Origin of the sequence: Rhizorhabdus argentea, assembly GCF_037861105.1 — a bacterium.
Lineage (GTDB): Bacteria > Pseudomonadota > Alphaproteobacteria > Sphingomonadales > Sphingomonadaceae > Rhizorhabdus > Rhizorhabdus argentea.
Genome location: NZ_JBANFK010000018.1, coordinates 56,970 through 80,412, shown reverse-complemented (window position 1 = coordinate 80,412; position 23,443 = coordinate 56,970). Strand labels below are relative to the sequence as shown.

Here is a 23,443-nt window from a genome sequence, read left to right as displayed (position 1 = left end):
GGCAGCGACCCGATCGCCTGATCCGCGAGCAACGTCCGATCCTGCCACGAGCCGACTTCTTCAACACAATCCGCCCATGAGCGGTCGTTCGGCCGTTTCGACGTTGACCCCGGAGGCGGACGTTCGTCATTTAGACACTCTGCCAAGTCCGATGTAAGCGGCTTAGATGCACGAGGCCGGTGGGCGCTTTGCTCGTTCTAGTTGCTGGCGGACTTCGCACGTAGTTGATGAACCAACTCAGCAGGACTGTACTAATGGGCAGGGCAAAAGCATGGCTGATGGAGCAGGAGGAGCGGGGCTATTACGAGGCTGAGGGGGCGATCTGTGAGGATTGCGTCACGGATCCCGCGCTGAAGCATTGGGTGTCGCAGAACCTTTCTTACACGGCCTGCCGCTTTTGCGGCGAGGAGTCAGACGATTCGATAGCCGCGAGCTTCGATGAGTTCATCGGGGTCGTTCTTACCGGGGTGCGCTTCGACTGGAATCATCCCGACGACGAAGGCATCATGTATATCTCCGCCGAAGGTGGCTATCAGGCTTCGACCAGCGATAGCTGGGAAGTCCTTGGCGACTACGATATAAGCGAGGACAGCGACGTGATTGACGCAATCATCGACGTTGTGGGCAGCGACGGATGGGTGGAGCGCGAATATTATGTCGGCGACAAGAGCCAGCGGCTCGAATTGGGATGGGACGCGTTTAAGGGCGTCGTTAAACACCAGACGCGCTATCTCTTCCTGACGCCGGAAGATAACAATCATTCTGCGGAAGTACCGCCATCGAGGATGCTGGCCACCATCGGCGCTACGGTAATTGACGAGCTAGCTGAGCTCAACCTCATCGAAGCGATCGCGGCTGAGACCGACCTCTTCCGCATCCGTATCGGCGCCGATCTCTACCAGACGGGCGCCGAGATCGGGACACCGCCTGCACAATTCGCGACCCAGTCGAACCGCATGAGCCCTGCCGGCATACCGATGTTCTACGGTGCGTTCGATGTGGAAACCGCCCGGCTGGAGACATTCGATCCCGAGCATCATGCGGGGCAGATCCTCTCGATCGGGACATTCCATCCGACGCGCAATCTAAGGGTGCTGGACCTTGCCGATCTGCCGGACATACCGAGCGTGTTCGAAGAGGACGGGCATCACCGCATTCACCCGCTGCGTTTCCTCCATGCCTTTGCCCGTGACATCGCGAAGCCGATCGCTCGCGATGGGCGCGAGCATATCGAATATGTGCCGACGCAGATCGTCACTGAATACTTCAGGCGCGTTTTCCGCGATGCGGAGGATCAGGCAATCGACGGTATCATCTATCGTAGTTCCAGGGACGGCGGCGAGCGCGCGTTCGTGCTGTTTTGCGATAATGAGCAGTGCTTCGTGGCCGAGGAAGGTCGGGTGTTCCTTGAGCAGCTGCTGAACCTGACCGCCGTCGCGCACGAGCAGGCCTGACCGGTGGGCGACCGATGCCGCAGCGACACACTAGATCATCAGCAAGGGACTTGCGGCGTCGCGTGACGCGACGGTATTACGGTGACAGTGTAATACAGCCGCTGTCACCAGACAGCGCAGAAAAGCGATTAAGTGCACTGTCAGCGTAATTTGCCGATACATATGCGTAGATCGATGGATGGCATAGCGACCAGATTGAAATTGGGCGTGCGGCTCGCGCGAACACGGCAGATATCGGCGATACCGTAATGAAAGATGCCACGCAAAGGGGTCTCCAGTAAGTTAGCATCGTCTGGGCGCCTGGCGGGCCCTTTCCCCTGCGTAACAACTCCTCTATACTGCTTCGTGGCAGCGTGCCGGTGTACCGGCCCGTTCCCTGAAGGTCGTTTTGGCAATCTCCTGTCGAGTTCGGTGCCCGGATCGTCGTTAAGGCGGCCGGCAAGGGCCTCGGCACCATGGCGAAAGCCGGCAACGCGATTGGGCGTGATCGGCTCCAGCATCGGGAAGGAGTTGAGCCAGTGCCTTGTGTCATCTACTGCCCCAACAGGGCATCGGACGACTTGCGGGGGGTCGGGCCCGGGCGGCGAGCGCGTGAGGCGGGCAATGGGCCCGTTGCGCCCCGCGTCCGCAACCGCCCCAGAACAGACGTTCGCGTTTTGTTCCAGGCGCTGCTTGCGTTCGCGGTCACACTTGGTGTAGCCTGCGGCTCTGTCTGGGATCGCCCGGAGAGTGTCAGTGTCGAGTTCGGTGCCCGGATCGTCGTTAAGGCGGCCGGCAAGGGCCTCGGCACCATGGCGAAAGCCGGCAACGCGATTGGGCGTGATCGGCTCCTACGAACCGCCGGGCTAGGATGACTAGGGGCACCGGCGGCAGCTAGATGAACGCATTTCAGAAGTCGATTTCGCAACAATCCCTGCACCGCGTCTGGAAAGAACGCCGCGCTCATCTGCGCAAGTCGTGCTTTGGCATTGATCGGGTCAACGCCGCAGATTTCGAACGCAAACTTTCCGGGGAGCTGCGAGAGGTGCAGTACCGGGTGGCGGCAGGGTTCACGCCTCACGGCCTCTTAGCACTCCTCAAGCCAAAGCCGAATGGCGGATTTCGCGTCATCTGCGTTCCCACCTTTGCAGATCGCTTGCTGCAGTTCAGCATCCTGGAACAGCTTCGTCCCCGCCTCCCTTCAATGGGGCTGGACAATGCTGTCAGCTATGGGCTGGCACCCGGTGGCGATCGTAGCGTCCTTGGGGCTAGGAAGTTCGCCTGTGCGGCGAGAGCAGAGCGTCCTTGGGTATACAAAACGGACATCCAGAAATTCTTTGATAACATCGACCGCGTCATACTCCAGGCGGCGATGAAGCGGGTTGTGCGACAGCCTTCGTTGGGGCCGCTCCTTGATGCTTTTCTCCAAACAGAGATCGAAGGTGGGCTTGATTCCGGTTGGAAGGCGGCCATCGCAAAAAATGGCATCATAGCCGGTCGGGGTGTCAGACAAGGAATGCCACTCTCTCCCCTTTATGCTGGAGCATACCTTCGAGACCTTGACCGATACCTGATACGTACGGGGGCTCCGACTGCGCGATATGTGGACGACATCGCATCCTTCTTTGCAACCGAAGACGAGGCGTTTAATTTCCATAGGTCTCTGAAGACCACGCTGAGCGATCTAGGGCTAACTATTGGCGATCCGGGCGAGCCGGGATCGAAGACCGTGATCTACAGGCCGCAGGAGCCCGCGGAGTTCCTCGGAATGGAGTTGGCGAGGTCGCCGACCGGAACCTACCGCTTACGAGTCGGAGCGAGGGTGATCGACAAGATCGTTCAAAGGATCATGGATGCTCAGACCCCTGCGGCCCTTCTTGAGCGACAGGTGTCCCTCACGAATATGGGCACCTATTTTCGCAGCCTGCAATCCGGGTTTTTGAACGCCTACGCAGCTGCGGAAAACAAAGATGACCTTGAAGATGCGATGGCAAAGGCGAGCGCGAAAGCCCAGCACAAAGTGCTGACCGCGGTGTTCGGAACGGCTCAGCTAGCGGCGCTCGGATCAACAGAGCGTCGATTTATTGGAGTCGACTTGGATGCTTAGTCATCCTCAATGCGATCGCTAGAGCCGCGCGGCGCACCGCGCTGGCGAAGGAGTACATGTCCGTATTTTCATGGTTGGCGCCCGAAAGCCGCCAGTCTTCTCCGGGCCCATCAGCAACATCTAGAGAATTGGCCTTGGCTTCGATCGGACCTTGGACACCCCGCTGGCGTCATCAATCTGAAATCGCGAGACATCCCGCTCCCCCGGAAGCCCGAGTCCCTCCAGAACCGCGGTCGCGCTTCTGATGGTTCGGGATTCGCCTGCCAGTGAATTAACTGTGCCGGCCTACGGTTCCCGCCTGTGCGGGAATGACGATGGTGGGGGCGCGGGGCGAGAGGACAGACAGCGCCCCGGCTTACGACGTGGCTGACTCTCCACACCGCCGTTTATCGCGAAAAGCACAGCGATGGCGTGCTGTAAGGTCAGCCGCTGCGAAGCTTTCGCTATTTCGGCGAAAAATGTGCCGGGAAGATCGAGTTGATGGAAGTGACCAATCCTCAGTGGCTGGATTTGTTCGAGACGATCCAAGGCTAGGGAGATCCCAGCTTTCGCTGGGATGACGGGGAAGGGCTGGGATGACGGAGAAAGGCTGGGATGACGGGGATGGGAGGCAGATCCAGTGGCTGATGCGCTTGCCTGGACGGGGGCCGGGCCGCTCGTGACGGTGCGGTAGCGAAAACCGGTCGCTTCCGTCATTCCAGCGAAAGCTGGAATCTCGCTTTTCTTGATCTAAGCTCCGGTCATGCAGGGCGGCTGGCCGTACATCATGACCAATCGGGCGCGCGGCGTTCTATACGTCGGGGTGACGGCGGACCTCTCCGCGCGGATCTGGCAGCATCGTGAAGGCGAGGGTTCCGATTTCTGCAGGCGGTACAAGTTGACGCGGCTGGTTTTGGCCGAACCGCATGGTTCGATCGTCGAGGCGATCGCGCGGGAGAAGATGCTCAAGGCCTGGAAACGTGCCTGGAAGATCGAGTTGGTCGAGGCGGCCAATCCGCGGTGGATGGATTTGTTCGAGACGATCCAGGGGTAGGGAGATCCCAGCTTTCGCTGGGATGACGGAAAAGGGCTGGGATGACGGAGAAAGGCTGGGAGACGGAGAGAGGGCGGCCTATTCCGTCATTCCAGCGAAAGCTGGAATCTCCCTTTTCTTCACTCTGACGGTGGCCAATCGCGAAGCTTGCCTCACCCCCCACAGGCTCAGAAACGGAAGAAGGTCTTGCTGGCGGGCGTGGCCTTTGCCTTGTCGCACATTGCGCGGACGGCCTGCCAGGCGGCGGGCTGCAGCGCCGGCGATGGGTGGTGCAGGGTGCGGGCCGCCGCGGCGAAGCGGCGGCGGCGATCGGCCGATGGGGGATGGCTTGCCAGATAGGCGAAAATGCCGGGATCGGCGCTCTCGTCGCGGCCGAGCCGGGCGAACAGGGCGGCGGTGGCCGCGGGGCTGATTCCGGCCGATCGGAGATGCTCGATCGAATAGTCGTCGGCCTCCGCCTCGGCCGCGCGGCTGTAGCGCGAATCGAGCAGCGCCTGGCCATATTGCGCGGTGTTGCCGCCCGAGCCCACCAGCAGGCCGATCCCGAAACGGCGCATCATGGCGACGAGCACATGGCGATGTTCGACATGGCCGATCTCATGCGCCAGCACGCCGGCGAGTTCGTCGGGCGATCGCGCCTCGGCGATCAGCCGATCGAATATGAGGATCCGCCCGCCCGGCAGCGCGACGGCGTTGACCACCGGAATATCGAGCACCGTCACGCGGATCGGGCGGCTCGCCGGCGATAGCCGCCGGGCGAGGCCATCGAGGGCTTTCTGCCCCTCCGGCGCATGGCAGGCATGGGCCTCGAAGTCGCCGCTGATGCTGTCGCCCAGCCGCTGTTCCCAGGCGAAGGGGATCGCTCGCGCCAGCAGGTCGAGACCGGAGATGGCGCCGAGCAGGATCAGTGCCGATAGCGCGGCGCCGGCGATGGCAGCGGGCCACAGGCCGAGGCGGTCGATCAGCCGGCCATAGCGGAGGGGTCCGGGCAGCCTCGCCAGCCAGTCCGTCGGGGGATCCTGGTCGAAACCGAGCCTCCACCCGGGGATGTCGGAACGGCCGAAGCAGAGAAGCCGGCCATCGAGACGCCGCAGCAGGCCCAGCGCGACGGCGGGGAAGCCGTCGATGGCGAGGCGGTCGCCCTCCAGCGTAACCGAGACGGCATGGCGGGACGCCGATTGGCCATCGTAGAGCCACGCCGTTGCGCGCATCGCCGCTGGGTCAGAAGGCTCCGACATCGAACGCGTCCAAAAGCCCCTCGCCCTGTGTCGGCATCGCGGTGGTCGACTGCGTCAGATCGGCCAGCGTCACCTCCCCGGTCGCTTCGAGATGACGGATGAAGAAGGCCCAGTTGCGATAGCCGAGGAAGATCATCGCGATCCCCAATGTGACGATGACGAGCGCGATGGTGCCGAAGATGAACTTGAACCAGTCGACCGATCGCGCAGTGAACGCGAAGCCGATCTTGTCGAGCGTAAGCGCGCCGATCGCCTCGCGCAGGAAGGCGGCATAATAGAGGATCGCGATGATCCCCATCGTGAAATAGACGGCAAGCGCACCAAGGAAGATCATCACAAAGGTCTCAGGCGTCGGCGGGCCTCCGCCAGCAACCGCGCCGCCAACCGCCGCGATGCCGCCGACGCAGCCGACGATCGGCAAGAGGTAGAAGAGCAGGAACCGGCCGATGATCGGGCGCCAGCTGGCATTTGCGGCGAAAGCGTTACTGCCGAAGCTGAGCCGATTCCACCGCTCGTTCCAGAGGCTCGTCATCGACCAGGGCATGAGGACGCCCAGTATGAAGATACCGAGCGCGGTCCTCCACAGGGCGGTGAGCGCATAACCCCAACCCTGATCGTCGCTGCCGCCGCGGATGCCATGCCACAGGGTGCGGCTGAGCCGATAGCGCAGGGTGCGATAGCGGGCGAGGCCGTAGAGATAGATGAGCGCGACATAGGCCACCATGCTGAGCAGCACGGCGCCGCCGACATGGCCTCGCACCACGAGGCCCTGCACCACGAACTGCAGCACGGCGATCGGCAGGAACAGGAGCAGCGCCACCAGGAGGAAGCCGATGAACAGCTCCTTGCCGGTGCCGGTCCACTCGAGCGGATCGCCGATGAAGTCGGTCCGGCTCCACAGATAGCGGCGCTCGCGGGTCTTGGCCCAGAAGCGGTAGATGCCCAGCGTGACGATGATCAGCAGCAGGTTGGTGAAGGCGATCGGTGCGAATTCGCGCCAGCTGCCATGGAACTGGAATGCGCTGCCCGCCTGCTCGTCCGCCATCTGCCGTCTCCCCCCGTGCCCGGCGGCATGGGACTATGCGCGGTCGGGAGCGTCAAGGACTTTCCGGTCCGAAATGATGTGATGGAGTGGAGGTCCCTGGCGTTGGATGTGCCGCGTTCAACGTCGTCATCCCGATGAAAATCGGGACCCAGATCCGCAACGAAACAAGGTGTGTGCTGACAGGCCGGCATTCTCCTCTCGCTGTGAGTGCATATGGGTCCCGATTTTCATCGGGATGACGAAGAGGGAGAAGAAGGCTGGAATCGCGAAGCTTGCCCCGTCCCCCATATCGCGGGCATAAGCCGCGCTCCGCAAATCCGAGGATTCAGCTTTTCCCATGTCCGATCTTCTCACCATCACGCTTCCCGACGGCTCGGTGCGCGAAGTGAAGAGCGGGACTACGCCCGGGGAGATCGCCGCGGCGATCGGGCCGGGGCTGGCGAAGGCGGCGATCGCGGCGCGGGTCGATGGCGAGTTGCGCGATCTCGATCGGCCGCTGGAGGGCGACGCGACGCTGGCGCTGGTGACGGCGCGCGACGAGGCCGATGCGCTGGAGCTGGCGCGGCATGATTATGCGCATGTGCTGGCCGAAGCGGTGCAGAGCCTGTTCCCCGGCACGCAGATCACTTTCGGCCCGTCGACCGACGACGGCTTTTATTATGATTTCGCGCCGCCCCAGGTGGATGGCAAGCCGCGGCCCTTCACCGAGGAGGACCTCCCAGCGATCGAGGCGGAGATGCGCCGGATCATCGCCGCGAACAAGCCGCTCAAGCGCGAAGTGTGGAGCCGCGAGCAGCTGATCGCGCGCTGGACGGCGCAGGGCGAGAGCTTCAAGGCGGAATGGGCCGCCGAGCTGCCCGGCGACGAGCCGCTGACGGTCTATTGGTCGGGTGGCGACTGGCTCGACATGTGCCGGGGGCCACATCTGCCCTCCACCGGCAAGCTTGATCCACAGGCGTTCAAGCTGACGCGCGTCTCGGGCGCCTATTGGCGCGGCGACCAGAAGAACGCGATGCTCAGCCGCATCTACGGCACCGGCTGGCTCAGCAAGAAGCAGCTCGATGCGCACCTGACCCGGCTGGAGGAGGCCGCCAAGCGCGACCATCGCCGCATCGGCCAGGACATGGACCTGTTCCATCTCCAGTCGGAGGCGCAGGGCTCGGTGTTCTGGCATCCCAAGGGCTTCCGCCTGTGGCGCGAGCTGGAGGCCTATATGCGCCGCCGGCTCGACTCCGCCGGCTATGAAGAGGTGAAGACGCCGCAGCTGATGGACGCGCGCCAGTGGGAGCAGTCCGGCCATTGGGGCAAATATCGCGAGAATATGTTCGTCGTCCCCGACGAGATTCCCAATGCCGAGGAAGAAGGGCCGGTGCTGTCGGGCGAGGGCGACCTGATGGCGCTCAAGCCGATGAATTGCCCGGCGCACATCCTGATCTTCAAGCAGGGGATCAAGAGCTATCGCGACCTGCCGATCCGCATGGCCGAGTTCGGCTGCTGCCACCGCAACGAGCCGCATGGCGCGCTGCACGGCATCATGCGGGTGCGCCAGTTCACCCAGGACGACGCGCACATCTTCGTGCGCGAGGACCAGCTGATCCGGGAGATCAAGGATTTCTGCGACCTGCTCGACGCGGTCTATCGCGACCTCGGCTTCGACAGCTATGCGATCAAGCTGGCGCTGCGCCCCGAGGCGCGCTTCGGTTCGGACGCGATGTGGGACAAGGCCGAGCAGACGCTGCGCGACGCGGTCGCGGCCTCGGGCCGGGCGACCGAGGCGTTCGGCTGGGAAGAACTGCCGGGCGAGGGCGCCTTCTATGCGCCGAAGCTCGAATTCCACCTGACCGACGCGATCGGCCGCACCTGGCAGGTTGGCACGATCCAGGCGGACACGGTGCTGCCCGAGCGGCTCGACGCCTCCTATGTCGGCGAGGATGGCGAGCGGCATCGGCCGGTGATGCTCCACCGCGCGATCCTCGGCACCTTCGAGCGGTTCATCGGCATATTGATCGAGCATCATGCCGGGCGCTTCCCGCTATGGCTGGCGCCGGTGCAGGCGGTGGTCGCGACAATCGTGTCGGATGCCGACGATTATGCCCGCGAGGTCGAGGCGAAGCTCATCGCGGCCGGGCTGCGCGCCGAGAGCGACCTGCGCAACGAGAAGATCAACTACAAGGTGCGCGAACATTCGGTCGCCAAGGTCCCGGCGCTGCTGGTGGTCGGCAAGCGCGAGGCCGAGGAGGGCACCGTCGCGATCCGGCGGCTGGGCGAGCAGGCGCAGACCGTGCTGCCGCTCGATGAGGCGATCGCCGCGCTGAAGGCGGAGGCGACGCCGCCCGATCTGCGGCGATAACTTCCCGCTTATATCCTGGAATCCGTTTGGTTCGAGCGAAGTCGAGAACCCAGCCCGAGCACTGCGAGGGCTCCTCGCTTGCGCTCGGAGGGGCATCTCGACTTCGCTCGATGCAAACGGGTGAAGAGATAGCGACGAAGCGCGGCGTAAAACACCGCGAGCCATCTTTCAAAATGCAGCGCGAATGCCTATATCGCGCCCCTTAAGTCCACGACAGGAGATTTCGCTATACGTCCCCCGATGATGCGCCGCCCCTTGGGGCAGCAGCCGATGCCGCTCAATGGCCCGCGCTACAATGAGTTCATCCAGTCGCCCAAGGTCCGGGTGATCGATGAAGCTGGCGAGAATCTGGGCGTGATGTACACGCGAGAAGCGATGGAGCAGGCCCAGGAGGTCGGGCTCGATCTGGTCGAGGTTTCCCCCAACGCCGACCCGCCCGTCGCCAAATTCCTCGATGTCGGCAAGTTCAAGTACGAGGCCCAGAAAAAGGCCAATCTTGCCCGGAAGTCGCAGAAGACGCAGGAGATCAAGGAGATCAAGATGCGTCCGAACATCGACGACCATGATTATGATACCAAGATGAAGAAGATCCACGAGTTCATCGACGAGGGCGACAAGGTGAAGGTCACCCTGCGCTTCCGTGGCCGCGAACTCGCGCATGGCCAGCTCGGCATGCAGGTGCTCCAGCGCGTCCAGGCGGACATGATCGAGACTGCCAAGGTCGAGCAGTTCCCACGCATGGAAGGCCGCCAGATGCTGATGGTGCTGGCGCCGAAATAAGCGGCGCATCGGCCTCGTTCGTCATTCCGGCGAAGGGCCGGGATGACGATCACAACGAGCCTGGACCGATTCGCAGCTAGCAGGTCAGGCGGCGGCATGCCGGCTTAGTCGTCCGTCCACCCAGCGCAGCGCATATCCCAGCGCGAGGAAGACCAGAGCGATCACGGCCATGTTGGCCAGCACCGCCGGATAGCCGAGGTGCGCGACGTTCATGAACGGATAGGGATACCAGCCCGTCGCCGCGCCATGGACCAGTGTCCATCCGCCAAATCCGAGCGGGAAGAACAGCCAGCGCAACGGCGCCGCCCGATCGATCCGGCCATGGGCGCCGAAGGCCAGCCAGCACGCCGTCCAGCCGGCGGGCACCAGCTGATGGACGAGCAGATTGCCCCACCAGCCGAGTGCTCCGGGCAGCACCATGTGCCGCAGCAGGACATGGAAGATCAGCGCCACCACCAGGATGTGGAGCGTTACCGCAGCGCGGGTCGCAGGGCGGACCGCCCAACCGTGAAACCGCCCGCCCGGCAGCGCGAAACCGATCGCCGCGACAGCGACCAGCGCGTTGGTCAGGATCGTGAAGAAGCTGAGGAAACGCAGCGACCGCATGGCGATCTGGTCCGGATGGCCCAGCACGATCGCATAGTGGCAGGCGAGCCCGGCCATCGCCAGCAGGGCGACGCCGAGATGCGCGGCGCGGCTGGGATGACGCGCTGCGCGGACATCTACGCCCAGATCAAGCCGCTTTCCGCGCCGGCGCCCCGGCCGCCGCATCGACCACCAGCCGTTCCAGCGTCTTCAGCCGCGCGGTGCTGGTAATCTTGTCGCCGGTCAGGTCCGCCACGTAGAACACGTCGACCGCGCGCTCGCCATAGGTGGCGATGTGGGCGGAGTGGATCATCACCTTCGCCTGAAACAGCGCGTGGGCGAGCGCATAGAGCAGCGCCGGCCGGTCCCGGGCGTTGACCTCGATCACGGTGTAGCGGTTCGACGCACGGTTATCGATCAGCGCGGCGGGTTCGATCGTGAACGCGTCGGCGCGCGCGCGCGCGTGCGGCTTGGCGAGCAACCGGTCGGCCATGCGATTGCGGTTGTGGAGCGCATCCTCGATGGCGATGCCGAGCCGCTTCATCCGGTCATGCTCGTCGAACGGCTGTCCGAACGGATCCTGGACGAGCAGATTGTCGATCGCCATGCCGTCGCGGGTGGTGTGGATACGCGCGTCGATCACGTTGGCGCCGGCCAGGTGAATCGCGCCGGCGATCCGGTAGAACAGGCCGGGATGATCGCCGGCATAGATGCTGACCAGCGTCGCGCCGCGGTCGGGATCGGGCGCGGCGACGATCGACAGGGGTTTGGCGGCGCCGTCGGCGGCCTCGATCAGCCGGGCATTGCCCTCCAATATGTCGACGCTCTCGGCTACCCAATAAGCTTCGGGGAAACGCGCGACATAGGCAGCGAAGCGAGCCTCATTCCAGCCCAGCCGCTCGCGCAGCTGGGCGTGCTTGGCCGAGATCCGCTCGCGCCGGCCGGTCTGCTTGTGGCCGAGCCGCAATACTTCCTCGGCGGAGGTATAGAGGTCGCCGAGCAGCTGGCGCTTCCAGCTGTTCCACACCGCGGGGCCGACCGCGCGGATATCGACGACCGTCAGGCAGAACAGCAGGCGCAGCCGCTCCGGGCTCTGCACCGTCTCGGCGAAATCGAGGACCGTCTTGAAGTCGCTGAGGTCGCGCTTGAACGCCGTGTCCGACATGACGAGATGATGGCGCACCAGCCACGCGACCGTCTCGGTCTCGGCCGCGGTCAGCCCGAAGCGCGGGCACAGCTTCTCGGCGACCTCCGCCCCGAGCACGCTGTGATCGCCGCCCCGCCCCTTGGCGATGTCGTGGAGCAGCACCGCGGCATAGAGCACGCGGCGCGAGACGATGTTGCGGATGATCGCCGATGCGACCGGGTGGTCTTCCTTGAGCTCGCCCTTGTCGATCTGCGACAGCAGGCCGATCGCCCGGATCGAATGCTCGTCGACCGTGTAATGATGGTACATGTCGAACTGCATCTGCGCGACGACGCGGCCGAAATCGGGCACGAAACGGCCGAACACGCCGGCTTCGTTCATCCAGCGCAGTATCTTTTCGGGTGTATGGTGCGAGGTCAGCACGTCCAGGAAATAGGCGTTGGCGCGAGGGTCCCGGCGGACGACATTGTCGATCAGCCGGGCATCGCGCCCCGCCGCGCGCATCGCCAGCGGGTGAATGTCGAGGCCGTGGCGATCGGCGATGACGAACATCTGCAGCAACCGCACCGGATCCTGCGCGAAGAAGTCGTCGCTCGGGATCGCAAGCCGCCCCCGATCGAGCGAGAAGCCGTCGAGCTTGGTCGGCTTGCGGCGCAGCGATGGCAGGCCGAAGCGGCGTCCGCGGCTCGCGAAGGTGTCGTCGATATGCGCGAGGAAGATCGCGGTCAGGTCGCCGACCCGCTTCGCGGTCAGGAAATAATGCTGCATGAAGCGCTCGACCGCGGATTTGCCCGGCCGCTCGGCATAGCGCATCCGGCGGGCGATCTCCGGCTGGACGTCGAACGTCAGCCGCTCCTCGGGACGCCCGGCGACGATATGGAGGTGGCAGCGCACCGCCCACAGGAAATTCTCGGCCTTCTGGAACTGGCGGAGCTCGGCGCGGGTGAGCAGTCCCTTGTCGACCAGCTCGGGCACCGAGCGTACCTGATAAACATATTTGCCGATCCAGAACAGCGTGTGGAGATCGCGCAGCCCGCCCTTGCCTTCCTTCAGATTGGGCTCGACGACATAGCGGCTGTCACCCATGCGGCGATGGCGTTCGTTGCGCTCGGCGAGCTTGTCGGTGACGAAGCCCTTCGCGGTGCCGTTGACGACCTCGCGTGCGAACAGGTTCGCCGCCTCGTCATACAGCGCCTCGTCGCCCCACACGAACCGCCCTTCCAGCAGCGCGGTGCGGATAGTGAGGTCGCTCTTTGCCATACGCAGCATTTCGTCGAGCGAACGGCTCGAATGGCCCACCTTAAGGCCGAGGTCCCACATCGAGTAGAGCATCGATTCGATGACCTGCTCCGACCAGCTGGTCTGCTTCCACGGGGTCAGGAAGGCGAGGTCGACGTCCGAATGGAGCGCCATCTCGCCGCGCCCATAGCCGCCGACCGCCATCAGGCTCAGCCGTTCCGCTGCCGACGGATTGTTGATCGGGTAGAGCCGTTCGACAGTGAAGTCGTAGATCAGCCGCAGGATCTGATCGGTCAGGAAGGCATAGGCCGCTGCGGCTTCGGAGCCGCGTGTCGGCGCAGCGTCCAGCCGCCGCGCGATCTCCGCACGGCCCTCGTCGAGCGCCGCCTTGAGGATCGCGGTGCCCTGGCCTCGCAATGCGGCGGCATCGTTGCTGCCGGGCATCAGCGCAGCCAGCGCATCGCCCACCCCACGTCGATCTATGATCGCACGGCGGTTGGGCAGCAGTTCGAACTTCGTGACCATGCTGCGGACATAAGGGCGATTCGGGTAAAGAGCTAGGTCGCCGAGCGCACGGATCCGCAATGGCGGCATCGGTCACGATCGATGCGAACCGGCTCGCAGCAGGTCTCGCACAACTCCATCGCCTCGGGGTCGATCCTGAGCGCCGCATAATGGCCGGTCGCCGGTAGCCGCAGCAGAACGAACATCGCCACCGGCCCGCACAGCAGCGCCGCGCCGAGCCATGCGACCGGGTGGCGATCCTTGGCCATGGCGAGCGTCATTGCGCCAATGACGCTGGTTCCCCACAGCCACAGCAGGACCGCCGTCAGCATTGCTGGCCGGAACCGCCATCGCCGGCCGCCATCAGGGCCGGTGCCGCGGCATCACCGCGGGGCCGTCGGCCCCATAGGGATACCAGGGCCGGCTGATCTGCCCCTCCCCTGCCTTGAAGAAATACTGGCTGCAGACCAGCCAGCCCTTGAGCGGCCGCAGCGGCAATATGCAGGTGACCAGCAGCAGCGGCACGGAGGTGGCAAGCTGGACCCACAGCGGCGGGCTCGCCCAGATCTCCAGCATCAACGCGAACACCACCGCAGGGATGCAGCCGAAGCAGATCACGAAAAAGGCGGGGCCATCGGCGGGATCGGCGAAATCATAGCTCAGCCCGCACGAGTCGCATCCCTTGGCCAAAGCGAGGAAGCCGTCGAACAGGCGTCCCTCGCCGCAGCGCGGGCAACGGCCGCGCAGGCCGGTACGGATCGGCTCCAGTCTTGGCCATTGCTTTTCGATCAATTCGGGCATGACGCGACTCCTATCGGTCTATGCCCCTCAGCTAGGATATTGTATGGCTGACACAACCATACATAAATAGCGGTACTCTCCATGCAAAGCTGGCTCGAGCGGCTGCCCGAAACCGGCGGCCCCAAATATCTTGCCATCGCCGATGCCATCGAGCAGGCGATCCGAAGCGGCGGACTGCGCCCCGGCGAACGCCTGCCGCCGCAGCGCGCGTTGGCCGAAACACTCGGCGTCGACCTCACCACCATCACCCGCGCCTATGGGATGGCGCGCGACGCCGGGCTGATCGAAGGGGCGGGCAGGCTGGGCAGCTATGTCCGCAACAGCACCGCGTTGCCGCTGGCCGACCTGACCGGCGACAACGGCATGATCATGCCGCCGCAGCCGGGATCGGCGCTGCTGCCGGCGGCGATGCGCGACGGGCTGGTGAAGCTGCTGCGCGCCGGGGGACAGTCGCCGCTGCTGCAATATCAGCCGAGCGGCGGCGCGATCCGCGACCGGCAGGAGGCGGCGCGCGCGCTGACAAGGCGCGGCATGCCCACGGAGGAGGATATGGCGATCGTCACCGCCGGCGGGCAGAATGCGCTCCACGCGATCCTCGGCACCGTGCTGTCGCCCGGCGATGTCGTCTGCGCCGGCCGGGCGACCTATCCCGGCATGCTCGCGCTTGCCCGGCGCTTCGGCCTGACCGTGCAGGCGCTGGACGGCGACGCGGAAGGCGTCGACCCCGGCGCGGTCGAACAGGCCGCACGCCAGGGCGCCCGGGCATTGTACATCGTCCCCACCAACGACAACCCCACGACCGCGACGCTGGGCCTGGAGCGCCGCGGTGCGATTGCCGCGGCGGCGCGCCGCCACGGCCTGCTGCTGATCGAAGACGACGCCTATGGGCTGCTGCCGGCCGCGCCCTTGCCGACGCTGGCGAGCCTCGCGCCCGAGCTGAGCTGGCATATCGCCAGCGTCTCGAAGATCATCTCTCCGGTGCTGCGCGTCGCCCATGTCCGCGCGCCCTCGGTCGAGGCAGCGCGGCGCCTGATCGCGGACATCCATGAGACAGCGATCATGCCGCCCCCGCTGAACGCGGCGCTCGTCACTCTGTGGCTGCGCGACGGCCTGTTCGCCGAATTGGTCGGCAAGGTGCGCGCCGAGGGCGTCGCGCGGCAGCGTATCGCGGCGCAGTGGCTCTCCGGCCTGGACCATGCCGCCCATCCCGAAGGCTATCATATCTGGCTGCGGCTGCCGGCTGAGATCGACCCCGCCGGCTTGGCGGCATCGATCCGCTCGGAAGGCCTGTCGATCGTCCCGGGTTCCGCCTTTGCGGTGGACCCGTCCGTAGCCGGCCCAGCGGTCCGCATCTCAATCGGCGGCGCGCTGGATCATCTTCGCCTCGGCCGCGCCTTCGAGCGGCTGCGCGCGGCTATAGGCTAATAGCAAGATGCAGTGATCGAACCTGCCGAGGCTGTGCTGAAGGGGATCGTGGCAAGGCATTCCATGGATTTCCCCGTCATTCCCGCGAAAGCGCACTGCTGTCCGGGATTTTCTTGCGTCCGGCCGGGTGCCGACCGGAATTGTTGGGGATTTGCTCGGAAGACCATCGCTCAGACATCGTTTTCTTGATCGAGGGCATGCTCTCCCTCCTGCGTCTCCCCAGCGCAGGCTGGGGTCCATGTCTTTCGCCATTTTCGAGGCCATCGAGAAGGAGAGAGACATGGATGCCAGCCTTCGCTGGCATGACGATAGAGAAATTCCGGACAGCAGTGCGCGAAAGCGGGAATCCACGGAACGGGACGTTTTTGTCAGATGTGCCGCCGTCCATGGATTAGCTGTGCTGGCCTACGGCTCCCGCTTTCGCGGGAATGACGGCTGGGGAAGGTCCGGCCATCAGGCGCGACCCTAGGAAGGGGATCGATGATGGGTAGCCATCATCGATCCCGGCTGCAGCAATGTCACGCGTCGGCCTCGCGCGCGATCGCCTTCAACCGATAGACCAGTTCGAGCGCCTCGCGCGGCGACAATGCATCGGCATCGATCGACTCGATCTCCCGCCGCAATGGATCGGGGGCCGCCTCGGCCGTCTGCGCGGCCGCAGCAAAGAGCGGCAGGTCATCCAGCCCCGCGGCCAGCCCGCCGGTTGCGGCCTTGCCGGCTTCGAGCTTCTTGAGCACCTCGCGGGCGCGCGCCAGCACCGGCGGCGACAGGCCGGCGAGCTTGGCGACGGCGATGCCGTAGCTGCGATCGGCAGGGCCCCGGGCGAGTTCGTGGAGCAGCACCAGCTCGCCCTTCCATTCGCGCGCGCGAACATGGTGCAGCGACAGAGCGTCGAGCCGTTCCGCGAGACGGGTGAGCTCGTGATAATGGGTTGCGAACAGGCAACGACACTTGTTGATGTCGTGCACCGCCTCGACCACCGCCCAGGCAATGGCGAGGCCATCATAGGTCGATGTGCCGCGCCCGACCTCGTCGAGGATGACGAAGCTGCGCTCGGTAGCTTGTGCAAGAATTGCTGCGGTCTCGACCATCTCGACCATGAAGGTCGATCGCCCGCGTGCGAGATTGTCGGAGGCGCCGACCCGGCTGAACAGCCGGTCGACGATGCCGAGCCGCGCGCTTGTCGCCGGTACCGGACTGCCGGCTTGAGCGAGGATGGCAATGGCGGCGTTCTGGCGCAGGAAGGTGGACTTGCCGCCCATGTTCGGGCCCGTCACCAGCCACAGCCGCTCCTGTTCGGACAGGCAGCAGTCATTGGCGACGAAGCGCGACCCCTGCGCCGCGACCGCCGCCTCGACCACCGGGTGGCGCCCGCCGCGGACATCGAAGCAGCTATGCAGCTCGAAGTGCGGCCGGGTCCACCCGCCTTCCACGGCCCGCTCGGCGAGTCCCGCCGCGACATCCAGCCGCGCGAGCGCATCCGCAGTCGCAGCAATCAGTGCAGTACGCGCCAATGCTGCGCCGACAAGCTCCTCGAGATGGGCGGCCTCCGCGGCGAGAGCATGCGCACCGGACTGGCCGACGCGCATCGCCTGTTCATGGAGATCCGGCGCATTGAAGCGCACCACGCCCGCAAGCGTCTGGCGGTGGGTGAAGCCCGAGTCGGCCGCCATCAGCGGATCGGCATGCTTCGCCTGAACCTCGATGTGATAGCCGAGCACGCCATTGTGGCGGATGCGCAGCGAGGCCACGCCGGTCTCGGCGCGGTAGCGCGCCTCGAGCGCGGCGATCGCCTTGCGCCCCTCGCCGCCCTGGCCGCGCAGCACGTCCAATGCTGCATCATAGCCCTCGGCGATATAGCCGCCCTGCGAGGCGTCGATCGGCGGCGTGGCGACCAGCGCACGCCTGAGCAGGTCGACCAGCGGCCCATGACCGACCAGCGCGGGAAGCAGGCTTGCCAGCAGGCCCGGCATCGGCTCCGCCTGCTGCAGCATGAAGTGCAGCAATTGCGCCTGCTCAAGCCCTTCGCGCAGCTGGCCGAGATCGCGCGGACTGCCGCGGCCGGCGACCAGCCGCCCCAGCGCGCGGCCGATATCAGGCAGGGCGCGCAGCGCCGCCCGCAGCCGGTCGCGCAGGCTGCCGTCGCCCTCGAACAGGACGACGAGGTCGAGCCTCTCGTCGATCGCGGCGACATCGGTGAGCGGCGCCGACAGGTCCGCGCCCAGCAGCCGCGCGCCGGCGCCGGTGACGGTGCGGTCGACCGCGTCGAGCAGGCTGCCCTTGCGCCCGCCGCCCTGCGAGACGGTGACCTCCAGGCTCTCGCGGGTGGCCGCATCGATCATCATATGATCGGCCACGACGCGGCGGCGCGGCGGCTGGAGGAAGGGCAGGCTGCCCTGCCCGGCCCGGTCGAGATAGGCGATCAGCGCGCCCGCCGCGGCCAGTTCGGCGCGACCGAAAGCGCCGAAGCCGTCGAGCGTCGCGACGCCGAGCAGGCGCCTGAGCCGCTCCTCGCCGCGCGCCGAATCGAAATGCTCGCGCGGCCAGGGCACCGCTCCATCGGGCATCTCCCCGAAATCCTCGGGAATGACGATCTCGGCGGCCGCGAGCCGGGCGAGTTCGGCATCGAGGGCGGACGGCGGCAGCGCCGCGATCTCGAACCGGCCGGTTGAGATATCGGCTGCGGCGATTCCCAGCTGGCGACCGCCACCGTCTTTGGCGTCGCCCTGCCCCGCGCTCGCCACCGCGACCAGCCAGTTGGCGGCGCGCGCATCGAGCAGTGCCTCCTCGGTAAGGGTGCCAGCGGTGACGACCCGCACGATCGCGCGGCCGACCAGCGCCTTCGAGCCGCCGCGCTTCTTGGCCTCCGCCGGGCTTTCGGTCTGCTCGGCGATCGCAACCCGGTGGCCGGCCTTGATCAGCCGCGCGAGATAGCCCTCGGCAGCGTGAACCGGCACCCCGCACATCGGGATCGGCGCGCCGTCATGCTCGCCGCGTGCGGTCAGCGCGATGTCGAGGCTCGCAGAGGCGAGCCTGGCATCGTCGAAGAACAGCTCGAAGAAATCGCCCATCCGGTAGAACAGCAGGCAATCTTCCGCCGCCGCCTTGAGCGCCAGATATTGCGCCATCATCGGCGTGGTCGTCGACGTGGCCGGAGCCTTGGCCGCCCCTGTCTCGATTTTTGCGTTTTGCGCCATGGTCAGGCTGATAGCGGCTTGTCGACTCTCCGGCCATGCCCCACAAGCGGCGCGGGCAATCAGACAGCCACCGAGGGGGGCCGGACATAATGAGCAACGATAGCAAGGTGCAGTTCTCGGATCGCGAGGCGCTTTTCTTCCACTCCACCGGCCGCCCCGGAAAGATCGAGATCGTCGCCACCAAGCCGATGGCGACCCAGCGCGATCTCAGCCTGGCCTACTCCCCCGGCGTCGCCGTCCCCGTGCGCGCCATCGCTGCCGATCCTGAAACCGCCTATGACTATACCGCCAAGGGCAACCTCGTCGCGGTGATCACCAACGGCACCGCAATCCTGGGCCTCGGCAATCTCGGCGCACTCGCTTCCAAGCCGGTGATGGAAGGCAAGGCCGTCCTGTTCAAGCGGTTCGCCGATGTCGATTCGATCGACATCGAGCTGAACACCGAGGATCCCGAAGCCTTCATCAACGCGGTCGCGCTGATGGAGCCGACCTTCGGCGGCATCAACCTGGAGGACATCAAGGCGCCGGAATGCTTCATCATCGAGCAGGCGCTCAAGGAAAGAATGAACATCCCGGTGATGCATGACGATCAGCACGGCACCGCGATCATCGCCGCCGCCGGCCTGATCAATGCCGCCTTCCTGACCAAGCGCGACCTCAAGGACATGAACGTCGTCGTCAACGGCGCCGGTGCGGCGGCGATCGCCTGCACCGAACTGATCAAGGCGGTCGGCGTCGCGCCCGACAAGGTGCTGCTGTGCGACTCCAAGGGCGTGGTCTACCAGGGCCGCACCGAGGGTATGAACCAGTGGAAATCGGCCCACGCCACCAAGACCGACAAGCGCACTTTGGCCGAAGCGGTCGATGGCGCCGACGTGTTCCTGGGCCTCTCGGTCAAGGGCGCGCTGACCCCCGAGATGGTCAAGACGATGGCCCCGCATCCGATCATCTTCGCGATGGCCAATCCCGATCCGGAAATCCTGCCGCCCGAAGCCAAGGCGGTGCGCGACGACGTGATCGTCGCGACCGGCCGCTCGGACTTCCCGAACCAGGTCAACAACGTGCTCGGCTTTCCCTTCATCTTCCGCGGCGCACTCGACGTGCGCGCGACCGGCATCAACCAGGAGATGAAGATCGGCGCCGCCCGCGCGCTGGCCGAACTGGCTCGCGAGCAGGTGCCCGAGGAAGTCGCCGCCGCCTATGGCGGCACCGCGCCCCGCTTCGGCCGCGACTATATCATCCCGGCGCCATTCGATCCGCGGCTGATGGAGATCATCCCGGCCGCCGTCGCGCAGGCGGCGATGGACACCGGCGTCGCCCGCAAGCCGATCCTCGACATGGGCGCCTATAAGGATAGCCTGAAGGCCCGGCTCAACCCCACCACGTCGGTGCTGACCCTGGCGTCGGAAACCGCGCGCGCGCATCCCAAGCGCGTCGTCTTCGCCGAGGCCGAGGAAGAAGTGGTGCTGCGCGCCGCGATCCAGTTCAAGAATCTCGGCTATGGCACGCCGGTGCTGGTCGGCCGCGACGACGTGCCGGACAAGCTGCGCGCGCTCGGCGTCGACGATCCCGAGAGCTTCGAACTGCACAACAGCCGCCATTCGCCGCTGATCGAGCGCATGGTCGACTATCTCTATGACCGGCTGAAGCGCCGGGGTACGCTGCGCCGCGAGGTCGAGGCGATGGTCAACCAGGATCGCAACATCTTCGGCTCGCTGCTGCTCGCGCTGGGCGAGGCCGATGCGATGGTGACCGGCACCACCCGGACCTATAGCGGCACCTTCCGCCAGATCCGCCGGGTGCTCGATCCGGTCGAGGGCAAGAAACCTTGCGGCATCCATCTGTTCGTCGGGCAGAGCCATACGACCTTCATCGCCGACACCACCGTCACCGAGCGGCCATCGGCGATCGAGCTCGCCGACATCGCCGAGCAGACCGCCTCGGTCGCGCGACGGATGGGGCATGAACCGCGCGTCGCCTTCCTCAGCTATTCGACCTTCGGCAACCCGCCCGGCAACTGGCTGGAGACGGTGCGCGGCGCGGTCGGCGTGCTTGAGGAGCGCGGCGTCAGCTTCGAATATGAGGGCGAAATGGCGCCCGACGCGGCGCTCAACCCGTCGATCATGAAGCTCTACCCGTTCAATCGCCTGTCCGCGCCGGCCAATGTGCTGGTGATGCCGGGGCTGCAGTCGGCCAACATCTCGGCCAAGCTGCTGCGCGAACTCGGCCGCGGCTCGATGATCGGCCCGATGCTGGTCGGCATGGAAAAGCCTGTCCAGATCGCGACGATGTCCTCGACCGCCGCCGAGCTGCTGACGCTGGCGATCCTGGCTGCAGCAGGGATTGCGCACTAGCCGCAGCTCCCTCCCCGGTCGGGAGGGCCAGGCATATTTGGGAAGGGTCGGAGGGAGAGGGCGCTCTCCCCCAGAACATGTCATCCCGGACTAGATCCGGGATCCCACTGCCTTTCGGTCGCCGAGTGAACGACCGACGGGAAAGGAAAAAAGTGGGATCCCGGATCAAGTCCGGGATGACAAAAAGATTCGATCGCGCTTACTTCTTCGCCATCGACAGCTTCATTGCCGCGACCAGCTGGTCCACGGTCTGCGGCTGCGCCGGCAGGCGGAAATAGGCCGCCGGAAACGCCGCCTTGCCGGCCAGGTTGAGCCGGAAGCGGCCACCCACGTCGATCGGGGTCCCCAGAGCGAAGATCGCGCGGGTCTCGGCGATCATCTCGGGGGCCATCGCGCCGATCAGCGGCGCGGCCGGGACCACCGCGGCGTTCATGAACTGCTCCAGCGCGGCACCGACCGGTTTCAGCTCGGGATCGTCGCTGATCAGGTAATCGGTCGGCTTGTCGGGATTGCTGCTGTCGAGTCCCTTGACCCGATAGACTCGTCCGTCGCGGCCGCCGGCGCTGCCGGTCTCGCCCGGCTCGATCACCAGGCGGGTCGTCGGCGCCGCCGCGCCGGGCTGGTCGAACAGACCTTTGAAGATCGGTGGCAGCACCTTGTCGATCGCGGTGGCGACGTCCTTCAGCCGCGCGACGGTCGGCTTTCCGTCCTCTATGTCGACGATGTAGAATTGGCCGCCGATCATCAGCCCATAATCCTCGCTGCCGACCTCCGCGATTCGCGCATCGCCATTGTCGAACACGTCGATCTGGAGCTGCTTGGCCTTGCCGATATCGATATAGACCGCGCGCAGGCCGGCGTCGGCGGTGCTGGCCATGAGCAGCGCGGCGGCTGCGATCGTAAATCCCACTAGGCGGCGCATGCGGCAGCTTCCTCTTTTCAATCGGAACTGCTTAGTCCCTCCCTCTGCGTCATCCCAGCGAAAGCTGGGATCTCCGAAGACAGGCACGCCGCGTCATCCCACGAGATTCCAGCCGCCGCTGGAATGACGGGTGGGGGAGCGTGGCTTCCCCTCCACCGCAAAATCGCCAACAAGGGGGCGATGACCGTTGCCCGCCTGATGCTGACCGACTTCCGCTCCTATCCCTCGGCGACGATCGCCGCCGGAGCCGGGTTCGTCGTGCTGACCGGCGAGAATGGCGCCGGCAAGACCAATATCCTCGAGGCGATCTCGATGCTCGGGCCCGGCCGGGGCCTGCGCGGTGCTGCGCTGGGCGAGATGGCGCGCGAGGGCGGCGGCGGGGGCTTTTCGGTCGCCGCCGAACTCGGCGCGGGGGTGCGCATCGGCACCGGCACCAGCGCCGGCTCGCCCGATCGGCGGCAGGTGCGGATCAACGGCGCGACGGCATCGGCCACCTCGCTCGGCGAATGGATGTCGCTGCTGTGGCTGACGCCGGCGATGGACCGACTGTTCACCGAGGGGGCCGAGGGGCGGCGGCGCTTCCTCGACCGGCTGGTGTTCGCGATCGAACCCGGCCACGCCCATCATGCCAGTCGCTACGACGCGGCGATGCGCGCGCGCAACAAGCTGCTTGGGCAGGAGGGGCGACCTGATACCGCCTGGCTCGATGCGCTGGAGATCCAGCTGGCCGAGCATGGCGCCGCCATCGCCGAGGCGCGCGCCCGCACCGTCGCGGCGCTGGCCGAGCGGATCGCCGCCGAGCCCGACGCCCCCTTTGCCCGCGCCGCGCTGGCGATCGATGGCTGGCTGCCCGGCGCGACGCCGCTGGCCGACGAGCTGCGCCAGGGCCGCATGCGCGATGCCGCGGCGGGCCGCACGCTGGCGGGGCCACACCGCCAGGATCTCGCCGTCTCCCATACCGCAAAGGCGCAGCCTGCCGCGCGCGCCTCGACCGGCGAGCAGAAGGCGCTACTGCTCGGCATCGTCCTGGCCCATGCCGATCTTGTCGCCGAGCGGCGCGGCACCCGGCCGGTGCTGCTGATGGACGAGGTCGCCGCGCATCTCGATCCGCTGCGCCGCGCCGCGCTGTTCGAGCGGCTGGCGACGAGCGGGGGCCAGATCTGGCTGACCGGCACCGAGCGCGCGCTGTTCGCCGGGATCGGCGACGCGACCTGGCTGGCGGTGCGGGCGGGGATGGTGGAGCCCTCCCCCCACCGATAAGGCGGAGCGCTTTTTGTTGGGTT

At 65.8% G+C, this 23,443-nt stretch carries 16 protein-coding genes; 8 read left to right on the top strand and 8 right to left on the bottom strand.

Going from position 1 to position 23,443, the window contains the following annotated elements; all coding sequences use genetic code 11:
- Positions 1–254 precede the first annotated feature (254 nt).
- From AAC645_RS15565 to AAC645_RS15555, 3 genes are all read left to right on the top strand, one after another.
- Positions 255–1,454, top strand: coding sequence for a HEPN-associated N-terminal domain-containing protein (locus tag AAC645_RS15565; RefSeq protein ID WP_340317341.1), 1,200 nt, complete (start codon positions 255–257; stop codon positions 1,452–1,454).
- 877 nt (positions 1,455–2,331) lie between these two features.
- On the top strand, positions 2,332–3,540 hold the full coding sequence (locus tag AAC645_RS15560) for a reverse transcriptase domain-containing protein (protein ID WP_340317340.1): 1,209 nt from the start codon (positions 2,332–2,334) through the stop codon (positions 3,538–3,540).
- A gap of 742 nt (positions 3,541–4,282) precedes the next feature.
- A complete protein-coding gene (locus AAC645_RS15555; RefSeq protein WP_340317339.1) occupies positions 4,283–4,573 on the top strand; it encodes a GIY-YIG nuclease family protein in 291 nt (96 codons plus the stop codon).
- A 167-nt stretch (positions 4,574–4,740) separates the two neighbouring features.
- Here AAC645_RS15555 and AAC645_RS15550 read toward each other — a convergent pair whose 3' ends face one another.
- Together AAC645_RS15550 and AAC645_RS15545 are read right to left on the bottom strand one after the other, a co-directional pair.
- Positions 4,741–5,811 carry a M48 family metallopeptidase gene (locus AAC645_RS15550; RefSeq protein ID WP_340317338.1) on the bottom strand — a complete coding sequence of 357 codons (1,071 nt, stop codon included), beginning with the start codon at positions 5,809–5,811 and terminating at the stop codon, positions 4,741–4,743.
- Complete coding sequence (locus AAC645_RS15545; RefSeq protein WP_340317337.1) at positions 5,795–6,856, bottom strand: YjgN family protein; 1,062 nt, start codon at positions 6,854–6,856, stop codon at positions 5,795–5,797. The genes AAC645_RS15550 and AAC645_RS15545 overlap by 17 nt, the downstream gene beginning before the upstream one ends.
- A 337-nt stretch (positions 6,857–7,193) precedes the next feature.
- Here AAC645_RS15545 and thrS point away from each other — a divergent pair, with 337 nt between their 5' ends.
- Both thrS and infC read left to right on the top strand, forming a co-directional pair.
- A complete protein-coding gene (thrS, locus tag AAC645_RS15540; RefSeq protein WP_340317335.1) occupies positions 7,194–9,206 on the top strand; it encodes a threonine--tRNA ligase in 2,013 nt (670 codons plus the stop codon).
- Between the two features lie 240 nt (positions 9,207–9,446).
- A complete protein-coding gene (gene infC / locus AAC645_RS15535) occupies positions 9,447–9,986 on the top strand; it encodes a translation initiation factor IF-3 (RefSeq protein WP_340317333.1) in 540 nt (179 codons plus the stop codon).
- Positions 9,987–10,070: 84 nt separating this feature from the next.
- Here infC and AAC645_RS15530 read toward each other — a convergent pair whose 3' ends face one another.
- Genes AAC645_RS15530 through AAC645_RS15515 form a run of 4 tightly spaced genes read right to left on the bottom strand, consistent with a single transcriptional unit; the run spans position 10,071 to position 14,262 of the window.
- Entirely contained in the window at positions 10,071–10,757 is a 687-nt protein-coding gene (locus AAC645_RS15530; protein ID WP_340317331.1) for a Pr6Pr family membrane protein, read from the bottom strand.
- The gene (locus tag AAC645_RS15525) at positions 10,720–13,482 is read right to left on the bottom strand and encodes a [protein-PII] uridylyltransferase (RefSeq protein WP_340317329.1); all 2,763 of its coding nucleotides are present in this window, start codon (positions 13,480–13,482) and stop codon (positions 10,720–10,722) included. Before AAC645_RS15525 ends, AAC645_RS15530 begins: the two co-directional genes overlap by 38 nt.
- Before the next feature lie 32 nt (positions 13,483–13,514).
- Positions 13,515–13,793 carry a hypothetical protein gene (locus AAC645_RS15520; protein ID WP_340317328.1) on the bottom strand — a complete coding sequence of 93 codons (279 nt, stop codon included), beginning with the start codon at positions 13,791–13,793 and terminating at the stop codon, positions 13,515–13,517.
- 31 nt (positions 13,794–13,824) lie between these two features.
- Positions 13,825–14,262 carry a DUF983 domain-containing protein gene (locus AAC645_RS15515; protein WP_340317327.1) on the bottom strand — a complete coding sequence of 146 codons (438 nt, stop codon included), beginning with the start codon at positions 14,260–14,262 and terminating at the stop codon, positions 13,825–13,827.
- Positions 14,263–14,343: 81 nt separating this feature from the next.
- Here AAC645_RS15515 and AAC645_RS15510 point away from each other — a divergent pair, with 81 nt between their 5' ends.
- Positions 14,344–15,687, top strand: a complete 1,344-nt coding sequence (locus AAC645_RS15510; RefSeq protein WP_340317326.1) for an aminotransferase-like domain-containing protein — start codon at positions 14,344–14,346, stop codon at positions 15,685–15,687.
- A 518-nt stretch (positions 15,688–16,205) separates the two neighbouring features.
- Here the strand turns inward: AAC645_RS15510 and mutS are convergent.
- A complete protein-coding gene (gene mutS / locus AAC645_RS15505; RefSeq protein ID WP_340317346.1) occupies positions 16,206–18,818 on the bottom strand; it encodes a DNA mismatch repair protein MutS in 2,613 nt (870 codons plus the stop codon).
- Positions 18,819–18,973: 155 nt separating this feature from the next.
- Between mutS and AAC645_RS15500 the strand changes: the two genes are divergently transcribed.
- Positions 18,974–21,238 (top strand): NADP-dependent malic enzyme, encoded by a 2,265-nt coding sequence (locus tag AAC645_RS15500; RefSeq protein ID WP_340317325.1) that lies wholly within the window; start codon positions 18,974–18,976, stop codon positions 21,236–21,238.
- A gap of 199 nt (positions 21,239–21,437) precedes the next feature.
- Here the strand turns inward: AAC645_RS15500 and AAC645_RS15495 are convergent, their stop codons facing one another.
- Positions 21,438–22,160, bottom strand: coding sequence for a hypothetical protein (locus AAC645_RS15495; protein ID WP_340317323.1), 723 nt, complete (start codon positions 22,158–22,160; stop codon positions 21,438–21,440).
- 180 nt (positions 22,161–22,340) lie between these two features.
- On the opposite strand from AAC645_RS15495, the gene recF reads away from it, so the two are divergent.
- Complete coding sequence (recF, locus tag AAC645_RS15490) at positions 22,341–23,420, top strand: DNA replication/repair protein RecF (RefSeq protein ID WP_340317322.1); 1,080 nt, start codon at positions 22,341–22,343, stop codon at positions 23,418–23,420.
- The last annotated feature ends 23 nt before the right edge of the window (positions 23,421–23,443 follow it).

Bases quoted from the DNA above. Each gene is read 5' to 3' on its own strand.
- mutS (WP_340317346.1), bottom strand. From the start codon at position 18,818: ATGATGGCGCAATATCTGGCGCTCAAGGCGGCGGCGGAAGATTGCCTG.
- infC (WP_340317333.1), top strand. From the start codon at position 9,447: ATGATGCGCCGCCCCTTGGGGCAGCAGCCGATGCCGCTCAATGGCCCG.
- thrS (WP_340317335.1), top strand. From the start codon at position 7,194: ATGTCCGATCTTCTCACCATCACGCTTCCCGACGGCTCGGTGCGCGAA.
- AAC645_RS15495 (WP_340317323.1), bottom strand. From the start codon at position 22,160: ATGCGCCGCCTAGTGGGATTTACGATCGCAGCCGCCGCGCTGCTCATG.
- AAC645_RS15510 (WP_340317326.1), top strand. From the start codon at position 14,344: ATGCAAAGCTGGCTCGAGCGGCTGCCCGAAACCGGCGGCCCCAAATAT.
- AAC645_RS15565 (WP_340317341.1), top strand. From the start codon at position 255: ATGGGCAGGGCAAAAGCATGGCTGATGGAGCAGGAGGAGCGGGGCTAT.
- recF (WP_340317322.1), top strand. From the start codon at position 22,341: ATGACCGTTGCCCGCCTGATGCTGACCGACTTCCGCTCCTATCCCTCG.
- AAC645_RS15545 (WP_340317337.1), bottom strand. From the start codon at position 6,856: ATGGCGGACGAGCAGGCGGGCAGCGCATTCCAGTTCCATGGCAGCTGG.
- AAC645_RS15555 (WP_340317339.1), top strand. From the start codon at position 4,283: ATGCAGGGCGGCTGGCCGTACATCATGACCAATCGGGCGCGCGGCGTT.
- AAC645_RS15530 (WP_340317331.1), bottom strand. From the start codon at position 10,757: ATGCGGCGGCCGGGGCGCCGGCGCGGAAAGCGGCTTGATCTGGGCGTA.
- AAC645_RS15525 (WP_340317329.1), bottom strand. From the start codon at position 13,482: ATGGTCACGAAGTTCGAACTGCTGCCCAACCGCCGTGCGATCATAGAT.
- AAC645_RS15520 (WP_340317328.1), bottom strand. From the start codon at position 13,793: ATGCTGACGGCGGTCCTGCTGTGGCTGTGGGGAACCAGCGTCATTGGC.
- AAC645_RS15515 (WP_340317327.1), bottom strand. From the start codon at position 14,262: ATGCCCGAATTGATCGAAAAGCAATGGCCAAGACTGGAGCCGATCCGT.
- AAC645_RS15550 (WP_340317338.1), bottom strand. From the start codon at position 5,811: ATGTCGGAGCCTTCTGACCCAGCGGCGATGCGCGCAACGGCGTGGCTC.
- AAC645_RS15560 (WP_340317340.1), top strand. From the start codon at position 2,332: ATGAACGCATTTCAGAAGTCGATTTCGCAACAATCCCTGCACCGCGTC.
- AAC645_RS15500 (WP_340317325.1), top strand. From the start codon at position 18,974: ATGAGCAACGATAGCAAGGTGCAGTTCTCGGATCGCGAGGCGCTTTTC.